This window comes from Rathayibacter sp. AY1B6 (assembly GCF_002932755.1).
Classification (GTDB): domain Bacteria; phylum Actinomycetota; class Actinomycetes; order Actinomycetales; family Microbacteriaceae; genus Rathayibacter.
In genome coordinates this window covers 1-11,956 of sequence record NZ_PSWL01000007.1, presented here as the reverse complement: position 1 = coordinate 11,956, position 11,956 = coordinate 1, and the positions used below count along the sequence as shown (strand labels likewise).

Sequence of the window (11,956 nt, the reverse complement as noted above, 5' to 3'; positions counted from 1 at the left end):
CCGGCTAGGCTCTCGGGCATGACTTTCTCCGTGGCGGTGGCCGGTGCGAGCGGCTACGCGGGCGGCGAGCTGCTGCGACTGCTCGCCGACCACCCCGAGTTCGAGGTGCGCACGGTCACGGCGCACGCGAACGCCGGACAGCCTCTCATCGCCGTGCACCCGCACCTGCGCTCGCTCCGCGACCTCGTCCTCGTCGATACGACGACCGGGAACCTCGCCGGGCACGACGTCGTCTTCCTCGCCCTCCCGCACGGGAAGTCGGGCGAGATCACGGCGACCCTCCCCGAGGACGTGCTCGTCGTCGACTGCGGCGCCGACCACCGCTTGACCGATCCGCAGGACTGGGCCGACTACTACGGGGGCGACTTCGCCGGGGCCTGGCCCTACGGGCTCCCGGAGCTGCTGATCGGCGGCGGGGGACGCAAGCAGCGCGAGGCGCTCGCCGGAGTGCGGCGCATCGCCGTCCCCGGCTGCAACGTCACGGCGATCACGCTCGGCCTGGCCCCCGGCCTGCATGCCGGAGTGATCGAACCGTCGGACCTCGTCTCGGTCCTCGCCGTCGGCCCCTCGGGTGCGGGCAAGAGCCTGCGGACCGATCTGCTCGCCAGCGAGCTCCTCGGCTCCGCGCACGCCTACGGCCTCGGCGGAGCGCACCGCCACAATCCCGAGATCCGCCAGAACCTCCTGCTCGCCGGAGCCGGACCCGTCTCGATCTCGTTCACCCCCGTCCTCGTGCCGATGTCCCGGGGCATCCTGGCGACCTCGACCGCGCGCCTCGCCCCCGGCGTCTCCGCGCAGGACGTGCGCGCCGCCTGGGAGACCGCCTACGGCGACGAGACCTTCGTGCAGCTGCTCCCGGAGGGATCCTTCCCCCGCACCGCGGACGTGGTGGGGGCGAACACCGCACTGATCGGCCTCGCCGTGGACGAGCGCGCCCGCCGCGTCGTGGTCGTCTCGGCCATCGACAACCTGGTCAAGGGCACCGCGGGCGCGGCCCTCCAGTCCACCAACATCGCCCTGGGGCTCCCGGAGTCCCTCGGCCTGAGCGTGAACGGAGTCGCGCCGTGAGCGTCACCGCAGCAGCAGGGTTCCGGGCGGCAGGAGTCGTCGCCGGGCTGAAGTCGACCGGAGCGCGCGACGTCGCGCTCGTGCAGAACCTCGGCCCCCTGCAGAGCGCCGCCGCCGTCTTCACGAGCAACCGCTGCAAGGCGAATCCCGTCCTCTGGAGCGAGCAGGTCATGCGCGACGGCGTCGTCTCGGCGATCGTCCTCAACTCCGGCGGTGCCAACTGCTACACCGGCGCTCAGGGCTTCCAGGTCACCCACCGCACCGCGGAGCTCGTGGGCGAGAGCCTCGAGGTGTCCGCCGGAGACGTGCTGGTGTGCTCCACCGGGCTGATCGGCGACCAGCTCGACCTCGCGAAGCTCGCCACCGGAGTGACCGGCGCCTCCGCCGAGCTGGCCGACGGACCCGAGGCGGGCGAGTCGGCCGCCCGCGCGATCATGACCACCGACACGGTCCCGAAGCAGGCGGTCGTGCGCTCCGAGCAGGGCTGGAGCATCGGCGGCATGGCCAAGGGCGCCGGGATGCTCGCACCGGGCCTGGCGACGATGCTGGTCGTGATCACGACCGACGCGGCCCTCGACTCCGCCGCTCTCGACACCGCCCTGCGCGCTGCGACCCGGGTCACCTTCGACCGCCTCGACTCGGACGGCTGCATGTCGACGAACGACACCGTGGCGCTGCTCGCGAGCGGCGCCAGCGGCGTCGAGGCCGAGGCCGACGAGTTCGCCCGGGCCCTGACGGCGGTCTGCCGCGACCTCACCCTGCAGCTGCAGGCCGACGCGGAGGGTGCCGCCCACGACGTCGCGATCCGCGTGCTGAACGCTGCGACCGAGGACGAGGCCGTCGTCGTCGCCCGCGCCGTGTCCCGGAGCAACCTCTTCAAGGCCGCGATCTTCGGCAACGACCCGAACTGGGGCCGCGTCCTCGCCGCCGTGGGCACCACCGACGCGCAGTTCGACCCGTACGGCATCGACGTCGCGATGAACGGGGTGCAGGTCTGCCTCGCGGGCGAGCCGCACGCGAGCCGCGACCTCGTCGACCTCGCCCCTCGCGATGTCGCGGTCGACATCGATCTGCACGCCGGCGACGCGACGGCCACGATCTGGACCAACGACCTCACGCACGACTACGTGCACGAGAACTCCGCGTACTCGAGCTGAGGCGGCCATGAGCGACGACACCACCCTCTCGGCCGAGAGCCGCGCCGAGCGCGACGCCGCGCCCGGGAAGGCCGCGACGCTCATCGAGTCGCTGCCCTGGCTGCAGAGCTTCCACGGGCGCACGATGGTGATCAAGTTCGGCGGCAACGCCATGGTGTCGGAGGAGCTGCAGCGCTCCTTCGCCCAGGACATGGTCTACCTGCGCTACGCCGGGATCCGCCCCGTGGTCGTCCACGGCGGCGGGCCTCAGATCTCGCGGATGCTCGACCGGCTCGGGATCGAGAGCGAGTTCCGGGGCGGCTACCGGGTCACGAGCCCCGAGGCGATGGAGGTCGTGCGGATGGTGCTCACCGGCAGCATCAGCCGCGACATCGTCCGCCGGATCAACGAGCACGGCCCCCTCGCCGCCGGGATCTCCGGTGAGGACGCGGGCCTCTTCGTCGGCCGCCGCCGCGGCGTCGTGATCGACGGCGAGGAGCACGATCTCGGACTCGTCGGAGACGTGATCGCCGTGGACCCCGCCGCCGTCCTCGCCCAGCTCGAGGCCGGCCGGATCCCGGTCGTGTCCTCGATCGCTCCCGACTCCGACGACCCCACGCAGTCGCTGAACGTCAACGCCGACGCCGCCGCCGCCGCGCTGGCGGTCGCGCTCGGCGCCGAGAAGCTCGTCATCCTCACCGACGTGGCCGGCCTCTACTCCGACTGGCCCGACCGCGAGTCGCTCGTGTCGCACCTCCGCTCGGACGAACTGGCGGCTCTGCTGCCCTCGCTCGAATCGGGCATGATCCCCAAGATGACCGCCTGCCTCGACGCCGTGCGCGGGGGAGTGCCCAAGGCCGCCATCATCGACGGCCGCATCCCGCACTCGATCCTGCTCGAGGTGTTCACCTCGGAGGGCATCGGCACCGAGGTCGTCGCCTCGCTCGACCCCCGCGACCGGGAGCGAATGTCGGGCCGCTGATCCTCAGCGGCCCCGGCTCCGAGCGCCCGTCCCGTCCGGGACGCGCGCACCGTCGGCCCTCGTGGCCGGACCGCTCCGATCGAAAGGCCACCATGTCCACCCCCACGACCGCGTCCCGCACCGGCTCGGCGCGCGACCGCTACTCCGCCGCGATGATGCAGACCTTCGCGCCGCCGCTCGCCGTGCTCGAGCGCGGCGAGGGCTGCCGGGTCTGGGACGTCGACGGGCGGGAGTACCTCGACTTCCTCGGCGGCATCGCGGTCAACTCCCTCGGCCATGCGCATCCTGTGTTCGTCGAGGCCGTGACGCGCCAGGCCGGTGCGCTCGCCCACGTCTCCAACTACTTCGCGACCGCCCCGCAGATCGAGCTGGCCGAGACCCTGCGCCGCCTCACCGGGGCCGGGGACACGGGCCGCGTCTACTTCGCCAACTCGGGCACCGAGGCCAACGAGGCGGCCTTCAAGCTGGCACGGCTGAACGCGGTCGGCGGGCGGCACCGCATCCTGGCGCTGCAGAACGCGTTCCACGGGCGGACGATGGGCGCGCTCGCGCTGACCGGCAAGGCCGCGATGCGCGCGCCTTTCGAGCCGATGCCGGGAGGGGTCGAGCACCTCGAGGCGAGCATCGAGGCCCTCGAGGCGGCTCTCGACGAGTCCGTCGCCGCGGTCGTCGTCGAGCCCATCCAGGGGGAGGCGGGCGTCATCCCGCTGCCCGCCGGCTACCTCGAGCGCGCGCGGGAGCTCACCCGCGAGCACGGCGCGCTGCTCATCGTCGACGAGATCCAGACCGGGGTGGGGCGGACCGGACGCTGGTTCGCGTACCAGGAGGCGGGGATCCTGCCCGATGCCGTCACCCTGGCCAAGGGGCTCGGCGGAGGCTTCCCCGTCGGAGCGCTGGTGACCTTCGGCGAGGCGTCCGACCTCCTGCAGAAGGGCCACCACGGCAGCACCTTCGGCGGCAATCCGCTCGCGACCGCCGTGGCCGGAGCCGTGCTCGCCGAGATCGAGCGCGCCGACCTTCTCGGCAACGCGCGAGAGCGCGGGGCGCAGATCGTCGACGCGCTGACCGCTCTCGACTCGCCCCTGATCGGAGGGCTCCGCGGCGCGGGCCTCCTCCTGGGCGTCGCCCTGACCAGGCCGGTCGCCGCCGAGCTCGCCGCCGCCTGCCTCGACGCCGGCCTGATCGTGAACGCGGCGAACGACTCGAGCATCCGGCTCGCGCCTCCGCTCGTGGTGACCTCCGCCGACGTCGCCGAGTTCGCCGAGCGCTTCGGCCGCGCACTGCAGACCCTCTGACCCCGTACCTCCACCGAAAGCGACCAGCACCGTGACCCGCCACTTCCTCCGCGACGACGACATCACTCCCGCCGAGCAGGCCGAGATCCTCGACCTCGCCCTCGAGCTCAAGCGCGACCGCTTCTCCCGGAAGCCCCTCGCCGGGCCGCAGACCGTCGCCGTGATCTTCGACAAGTCCTCCACGCGCACCCGCGTCTCCTTCGCGGTCGGCATCGCCGATCTCGGCGGCAGCCCCCTGATCATCTCCACCGCGAGCAGCCAGCTCGGCGGCAAGGAGACCGCCTCCGACACGGCACGGGTCCTCGAGCGCCAGGTCGCCGCGATCGTGTGGCGCACCTACGCGCAGTCCGGCCTGGAGGAGATGGCGCGCGGCACGCGCGTGCCGGTCGTCAACGCGCTCTCGGACGAGTTCCACCCGTGCCAGCTCCTCGCCGACCTGCTGACCATCCGCGAGCACCGCGGCCACCTGGCCGGCCTCACGCTCACGTTCTTCGGCGACGGAGCGAGCAACATGGCGCACTCGTACCTCCTGGCGGGAGCCACGGCCGGCATGCACGTCCGCATCGTCTCCCCGGAGTCGTACTCGCCGGACGCGACGGTCCTGGCCGATGCGCAGCGCATCGCCGCGACCACCGGCGGATCGGCGATCACCACGACCGACCCCGACGAGGGCGCGGCCGGCTCCGACATCGTGATCACGGACACGTGGGTGTCGATGGGCAAGGAGGACGAGAAGGCGGCGCGCGTCGCGACCTTCGGCGCCTACCGGGTCGACGCGGCCACGATGGCCGCCGCCGCTCCCGACGCGCTGTTCCTGCACTGCCTGCCCGCGGACCGCGGCTACGAGGTGACCGCCGACGTGATCGACGGCCCGCAGAGCGTGATCTGGGACGAGGCGGAGAACCGCCTGCACGCGCAGAAGGCCCTGCTCGTGTGGCTCCTCGAGCGCGCCGGCACCGCCGACGCTGCTCAGTAGACTCGACAGCCGAACCCGAGGAGAACCATGACGGAACGACCCTCCGCCCGCGCGGGCGAGGCCGGAGCCCTGTGGGGCGGCCGCTTCGCCGGCGGTCCCTCGCCCGAGCTCGCCGCGCTCTCGAAGTCGACCCACTTCGACTGGCAGCTCGCCCCCTACGACCTCGCCGGCTCCCGCGCGCACGCTCGGGCGCTCGCGGGAGCGGGCTACCTCGACGACGCCGAGCTCACCGCGATGCTCGCGGCCCTCGACCGGCTCGAGGCGGCCGTCGCCGACGGGAGCTTCGCCGCCGACGAGTCCGACGAGGACGTGCACGGCGCCCTCGAGCGCGGCCTGATGCTCGAGGCCGGTCCCGAGCTCGGCGGCAAGCTCCGGGCAGGGCGCTCGCGCAACGACCAGATCGCGACCTTCGTCCGGATGTACCTCCGCGACCACGCGGCGCTCGTCTCGGAGCTGGTGGTGCAGCTCATCGACGCCCTCGCCGCGCAGGCGTCGGCGCACCCGTCGGCGATCATGCCCGGGCGCACTCATCTCCAGCACGCTCAGCCCGTGCTCCTCGCGCACCACCTGCTCGCCCACGGCTGGGCGCTGCTGCGCGATCTGGAGCGCCTGCGGGACTGGGCCGTCCGGGCGGACGTCTCGCCCTACGGCTCGGGCGCCCTCGCCGGCTCGACCCTCGGCCTGGACGCCGAGGCGGTCGCCCGCGATCTCGGCTTCGCATCGAGCGTGCCGAACTCGATCGACGGGACGGCCAGCCGCGACCTCGTCGCCGAGTTCGCCTTCGTCAGCGCCATGATCGGGATCGACGTCTCGCGCATCGCGGAGGAGGTCGTCCTCTGGAACACGCGGGAGTTCGCCTTCGTCACGCTCGACGACGGCTACTCGACCGGGTCCTCGATCATGCCGCAGAAGAAGAACCCGGACATCGCCGAGCTCGCCCGGGGGAAGTCCGGCCGGCTGATCGGCAACCTCACCGGGCTGCTCGCGACCCTCAAGGCGCTCCCGCTGGCCTACAACCGCGACCTGCAGGAGGACAAGGAGCCGGTCTTCGACTCGGTGACGACCCTCGAGGTCCTGCTGCCCGCGTTCAGCGGCATGATCGCGACCCTCACCTTCCACACCGACCGGATGGCGGAGCTCGCGCCCCAGGGCTTCTCGCTCGCGACCGACGTGGCCGAGTGGCTCGTGAAGAAGCACGTGCCCTTCCGGGACGCCCACGAGATCACCGGCGAGCTGGTCAAGCTGGCGGAGTCGCAGGGGAGGGGGCTCGAGGATCTCGACGACGCCGCGCTCGCCTCGGTGTCGCCGCTCCTCACGCCCGACGTCCGCTCGGTCCTCAGCATCGAGGGATCGGTGGCGAGCCGAGACGGCGTCGGCGGCACTGCTCCCGACCGCGTCGCGGAGCAGCTCGCCCGGCTGACCGAGCGCGTCCGGGTCGTGCGCGGCTCCCTCCGGGGGGAGCGCCCGTGACCCTTCGAGGAGACCCGGGCGACGACGGCCGTCCGCCGCTGCGCCCCTGGCAGCAGCGGACGCTCGTGATCGTCGCCGCAGTCGTCATCGTCGCGGTGATCGTGATCACCCTCGTGTCGGGCCAGAGCTTCTTCTGAGCGCGGACCTCCCCGATCTCTCGCGCTCGGCCCTCGAGGTGGCACCGGAGCTGCTCGGCCGCGTCCTCCTGCACCGCACGGCGGAGGGAGTGGTCGGCGTCCGGCTGACCGAGGTCGAGGCGTACCTCGGCATGGGTGAGGATCCGGGCTCGCACGCGCACCGCGGACCGACGCCCCGGACGGCTCCCATGTTCGGACCGCCCGGGTCCGTGTACGCGTACTTCACGTACGGGATGCACACCTGCGTGAACATCGTCTGCTCGCCGGCGGGCACGGCGTCCGCCGTGCTGCTGCGCGCCGGCGAGGTCGTCGTGGGGGAGGAGCTCGCGATGCTCCGGCGCGGACCCGTGCGCCACCGGGACCTGGCCCGCGGACCTGCACGGCTGGCCAAGGCCCTCGGAGTCCGTCTCACCGAGTCGGGCGACCCGCTCGAGGAGTCGTTCGAGCTGCTGCCGGGGGAGCGGCCGTCCTCCGTGGCGGTGGGCCCGCGGACCGGAGTCTCGGGCCCGGGTGGCGGGGACGATTTCCCGTGGCGCTTCAGCATCCCGGGCGACCCCACCGTCTCGCCCTACCGGAGAGCCGTGCCCCGGCGGCGGCCCGGAGCTCAGCCCGCGAGGTAGAGCCGGGCGAGCACGCCGAGAGCCGCCGACCAGGCGAGGCTCGCCAGCGTTCCGATGATGAACCGCTCGCGCGCCTCCGGGGAGGCGAGCTCGCTGAAGCGGCCGACGCCCTTGATCGCTACGACGACCGCGATCCCCTCGGGGAGACCGCTCATCAGTGCGCCGGCCGTCGCGATCCGCTCGAGGACCCCGATCGTCGTCCCGCCGCGCAGCACCTCGATCGGCTGGCCGATCGCCGAGGGCGCTCCTCCGGTGGCGGGGCGGGAGGTGCCGGCGACCATGATGCCGCCGTGGCTGCCGCTGCGGGAGTCGGCCGTCGCGAGCCGGAGGGTGAGCAGCACGACCGGCCCGCCGCCCACGACCGCCAGCGCGAAGGCCAGCACGGCCACCAGGACGGAGTGGATGGGGGGCGCGGACGGTCCGGCGACCGCCGTGAGGAGGAAGGCGGCGGCGGTCGCCGCCAGGGAGATCCAGGCGAGCTGCGGACGGTGCAGGCGCACGGCGAGCACCGCACCGGCGAGGCCGGCGAGCAGCACGAGCACCACGGCCGTCCACGAGGCGGACTGCACCGCGGAGGCGAGGAGCAGGGCGGGGGATCCGGGGGGTGCCGTCATCGGGGTGTCCTCTCGTCGGTGGGGTCGAGCGTACGGTCGACCACTGTCAGCAGGCGTGCGAGCGCGTCGCGGGCGGGAGCGTCGACTCGGGCGCTCGCCGCGCGGACCCGGAGGCTGACCGCCTGAGGGCTGACGGCGAGGTGCTCGGCCGCGTCCTTCTGGGAGAGGCCGCTCTCGAGCAGGTCGACGATCTGCCAGCCGGCTTCGGAGCGCGCGTCGCGCAGCAGGAGGAGCGGATCGATCAGCGCCTGGACGTCCGCCGGTGCAGGGGCCGCCGATCCCGGTGCGTCCGGATCGACACAGAAGCGCGTCGGCCGGCCCTTCGCCGCCTCGACCGCCCGGCGCGCCGCGAAGTACGCCTCCCCGGTAGCCGCTCTCGTGGTCGCGGGGAGCGGCCGGTCGACGGGGCCGATCCCGAGACCGATGCTCCAGTGGCCGGTCCGGTGCAGCTCGAGCACGAGCGCGACGACGGCGTCGGCCCGGTCCAGCACGCACTGGAACTCGTCGCCGGCCGTCCGCTCCGGGGGCAGGACGAACGTCGTCGGACCGTCGTCGACCAGGCTCGCGATCGTCTGGTCCACGCGGTCGTGGTCGTGCCTGCTGTCGCGCTGATCCGCGGTGATGACGAACATTCGACCTCCTTGATCAAGTATCGGCGCTTGATAGCCCAGGATCAAGCCTGCATGCTTGACTGGTGAAGACCGGCCGGTCGGCGCCGCGGTAGCCTGGTCGGGTGATCGACCAGCACCTCCCCGGGTCCGCGATGAGCCCGCGGCTCGACCCCGCCTTCGACTCCGTGTGGGACGAGCTGGTCTGGCGAGGCTCGGTGCACGTGTCGACCGACGCGGGAGCGCTGCGAGAGCTGCTGTCGGGGGAGCCGATCACCTACTACTGCGGCTTCGACCCGACCGCGCCCAGCCTCCACCTCGGGAACCTGGTGCAGCTGATCGTCATGCGCCGGCTCCAGCTGGCCGGGCACCGGCCGCTCGGGCTCGTCGGCGGCTCGACCGGGCTGATCGGGGATCCGCGTCCGACGGCCGAACGGACGCTGAACTCGCGCGAGACGGTGACCGCGTGGGTCGAGCGCCTCCAGGCGCAGGTGTCCCGGTTCGTCCCCGCGGGCGGCGACAACGGGCTGCGCCTGGTCAACAACCTCGACTGGACCGCTCCCCTGTCGGCGATCGACTTCCTGCGAGAGATCGGGAAGCACTTCCGCGTGGGGACGATGCTCAAGAAGGACGCGGTCAGCGCCCGCCTCAACTCCGACGCGGGGATCAGCTACACCGAGTTCAGCTACCAGATCCTGCAGGGACTCGACTACCTGGAGCTCTACCGGCAGTACGGGTGCGTCCTGCAGACCGGCGGCAGCGACCAGTGGGGCAATCTGACGAGCGGAACCGACCTGATCCACCGCACGGAGGGAGTGTCGGTCCACGCGATCGGCACGCCCCTGGTGATGAACTCCGACGGCACCAAGTTCGGCAAGAGCGAGGGCAACGCCGTCTGGCTCGACCCCGAGCTCACCAGCCCTTACGCGTTCTACCAGTTCTGGGTCAACACGGACGACCGCGACGTCGCCGACCGCCTGCGGATCTTCACCTTCCTGCCGCGCACGGAGATCGAGCGGCTCGAGAAGGCCGCCGCCGACGAGCCGTTCCGCCGGGAGGCGCAGCGCGCGCTCGCCTGGGAGGTCACGTCGCTGGTGCATGGAGCGGAGGCGACGCGCTCGGTGATCGACGCGTCCGCCGCGCTCTTCGGCAAGGGCTCGCTCGAGGGGATCGACCCGGTCATCCTCCGCGGCGCGCTGGAGGCGGTGCCCTCGATGGAGGCGACCCCGGAGACGCCGGCGCTGCAGGCGTTCGTCGAGACCGGACTCGTCGCCGGCACGGGGGAGGCGCGGCGAGCGCTCGCCCAGGGCGGGCTCTCGGTGAACAACACCGTCCTCCCGTCCGAGACCGTCACCCTCGGCGAGCTCCCCTTGATCGACGGGATCGCCGTGCTCCGCCGCGGCAAGAAGAGCTTCGCCGGGGCCTTCGTCCGCTGATCGCGCGCCCGCTCTCCTCGGGCGGAGCCGGGCGGCGACGGTGCGGGCGGTGGCAGGCGCTCGGTACTGAGTGTCCGGTAGCCGGTAGCCGGTAGCCGGTAGCCGGTAGCCGGTAGCCGGTAGCCGGTAGCCGGTAGCCGGTAGCCGGTAGCCGGTAGCCGGTAGCCGGTAGCCGGTGTCCGGTGTCCGGTGGCCGGTGTCCGGTACCCGGCGTCCGGTGCCCCCCGCCGCGGGGACCTCGGATCGCGACACGCCCGGGACGCAGGCGATTTGCCGCTCGGCCGAGGCCCGACGTAATGTAACTCCTCGTCACCCCAAAGGAGCGGCAAGCGGGAGTCAGGCGCAGAGCGTCGAGACCAGCTGGCCCACCTCAAGCGGGGACCATCCCCTCGCTCCCAGGCCTGTTAGAGATTCGTCTCTTGAAGACTGCGGGATCGCGAGCGTAAGATGCAAAGCCTCCACGGGACACGGTCCCGGCTTCGTCGCAAGGCCTCACGGCCGAGTCGGTGCAGCGGTTCGATCCTCGATCACGCCGCGAACACCACGAAGAAGCCGGACTTGACACGGCCTGCGGATGTGCTAAGTTAGTCAAGTTGCCACGGAGGCGATCAGGACTTCGGTTCCGACAAGCCTAACCGGTCTCGGCAAGCAAGACAAATCGGGTGCTCTGGCCCTCGTACAGCAAACTTCGATCACTTTCGTTGTGAAGCACCGTTCTGGTGTGGAGGCGGGATGTGTCCGATTCTTGAGAACTCAACAGCGTGCACTATGTTCAATGCCAATTTTATACCCCGGCCTTGATCTTCGGATCGGGTTGGGATTCCTTTGGAAATTGATGTCAGCTTCCGGCTTTCGGGTCGGAGAGATGTCTTATTTGCTAGAGGTCAAACTTGACTCTCCTGTTCTTCGGGGTGGGAGGTCGTAATTTTTTTACGGAGAGTTTGATCCTGGCTCAGGACGAACGCTGGCGGCGTGCTTAACACATGCAAGTCGAACGATGAAGCCCAGCTTGCTGGGTGGATTAGTGGCGAACGGGTGAGTAACACGTGAGTAACCTGCCCTTGACTCTGGGATAAGCGCTGGAAACGGCGTCTAATACCGGATACGACCTGCCCCGGCATCGGGTGCGGGTGGAAAGTTTTTCGGTCAAGGATGGACTCGCGGCCTATCAGCTAGTTGGTGAGGTAATGGCTCACCAAGGCGACGACGGGTAGCCGGCCTGAGAGGGTGACCGGCCACACTGGGACTGAGACACGGCCCAGACTCCTACGGGAGGCAGCAGTGGGGAATATTGCACAATGGGCGAAAGCCTGATGCAGCAACGCCGCGTGGGGGATGACGGCCTTCGGGTTGTAAACCTCTTTTAGTAGGGAAGAAGGGCTTCGGCTTGACGGTACCTGCAGAAAAAGCACCGGCTAACTACGTGCCAGCAGCCGCGGTAATACGTAGGGTGCAAGCGTTGTCCGGAATTATTGGGCGTAAAGAGCTCGTAGGCGGTTTGTCGCGTCTGCTGTGAAAACCCGAGGCTCAACCTCGGGCCTGCAGTGGGTACGGGCAGACTAGAGTGCGGTAGGGGAGAATGGAATTCCTGGTGTAGCGGTGGAATGCGCAGAT

Annotated in this window: 11 protein-coding genes and 1 rRNA gene; 10 read left to right on the top strand and 2 right to left on the bottom strand. The window is 71.1% G+C overall.

The features are described from left to right. Positions 1 to 18: 18 nt before the first annotated feature. The 8 genes from argC to C5D08_RS04960 all read left to right on the top strand — a co-directional run bounded on the left by argC (position 19) and on the right by C5D08_RS04960 (position 7,684). A complete protein-coding gene (argC, locus tag C5D08_RS04990; protein ID WP_104276094.1) occupies positions 19 to 1,068 on the top strand; it encodes an N-acetyl-gamma-glutamyl-phosphate reductase in 1,050 nt (349 codons plus the stop codon). Beyond that, positions 1,065 to 2,225 carry a bifunctional glutamate N-acetyltransferase/amino-acid acetyltransferase ArgJ gene (gene argJ / locus C5D08_RS04985; protein WP_104276093.1) on the top strand — a complete coding sequence of 387 codons (1,161 nt, stop codon included), beginning with the start codon at positions 1,065 to 1,067 and terminating at the stop codon, positions 2,223 to 2,225. The genes argC and argJ overlap by 4 nt, the downstream gene beginning before the upstream one ends. Positions 2,226 to 2,232: 7 nt before the next feature. Continuing rightward, complete coding sequence (argB, locus tag C5D08_RS04980; RefSeq protein WP_104276092.1) at positions 2,233 to 3,186, top strand: acetylglutamate kinase; 954 nt, start codon at positions 2,233 to 2,235, stop codon at positions 3,184 to 3,186. A gap of 92 nt (positions 3,187 to 3,278) precedes the next feature. Further along, entirely contained in the window at positions 3,279 to 4,481 is a 1,203-nt protein-coding gene (locus tag C5D08_RS04975) for an acetylornithine transaminase (RefSeq protein WP_104276091.1), read from the top strand. A 31-nt stretch (positions 4,482 to 4,512) separates the two neighbouring features. After that, complete coding sequence (gene argF / locus C5D08_RS04970) at positions 4,513 to 5,457, top strand: ornithine carbamoyltransferase (RefSeq protein ID WP_104276090.1); 945 nt, start codon at positions 4,513 to 4,515, stop codon at positions 5,455 to 5,457. Between the two features lie 27 nt (positions 5,458 to 5,484). Next, entirely contained in the window at positions 5,485 to 6,927 is a 1,443-nt protein-coding gene (gene argH / locus C5D08_RS04965; protein WP_104276089.1) for an argininosuccinate lyase, read from the top strand. Further along, the gene (locus C5D08_RS16915; protein ID WP_181110170.1) at positions 6,924 to 7,064 is read left to right on the top strand and encodes a hypothetical protein; all 141 of its coding nucleotides are present in this window, start codon (positions 6,924 to 6,926) and stop codon (positions 7,062 to 7,064) included. The genes argH and C5D08_RS16915 overlap by 4 nt, the downstream gene beginning before the upstream one ends. Then, positions 7,061 to 7,684: a DNA-3-methyladenine glycosylase gene (locus tag C5D08_RS04960; protein ID WP_104276088.1), complete on the top strand. Its 624-nt coding sequence runs from the start codon at positions 7,061 to 7,063 to the stop codon at positions 7,682 to 7,684. Before C5D08_RS16915 ends, C5D08_RS04960 begins: the two co-directional genes overlap by 4 nt. Here the strand turns inward: C5D08_RS04960 and C5D08_RS04955 are convergent. Beyond that, a complete protein-coding gene (locus C5D08_RS04955; protein ID WP_258067322.1) occupies positions 7,669 to 8,298 on the bottom strand; it encodes a hypothetical protein in 630 nt (209 codons plus the stop codon). The two genes, C5D08_RS04960 and C5D08_RS04955, sit on opposite strands and share 16 nt — an antisense overlap. After that, positions 8,295 to 8,930, bottom strand: coding sequence for a DNA-binding protein (locus tag C5D08_RS04950; RefSeq protein ID WP_104276087.1), 636 nt, complete (start codon positions 8,928 to 8,930; stop codon positions 8,295 to 8,297). Before C5D08_RS04950 ends, C5D08_RS04955 begins: the two co-directional genes overlap by 4 nt. A gap of 131 nt (positions 8,931 to 9,061) precedes the next feature. On the opposite strand from C5D08_RS04950, the gene tyrS reads away from it, so the two are divergent. Beyond that, positions 9,062 to 10,342, top strand: a complete 1,281-nt coding sequence (gene tyrS / locus C5D08_RS04945; RefSeq protein WP_104276195.1) for a tyrosine--tRNA ligase — start codon at positions 9,062 to 9,064, stop codon at positions 10,340 to 10,342. A 929-nt stretch (positions 10,343 to 11,271) separates the two neighbouring features. After that, a 16S ribosomal RNA gene (locus tag C5D08_RS04935) occupies positions 11,272 to 11,956 on the top strand; the annotation flags it as partial.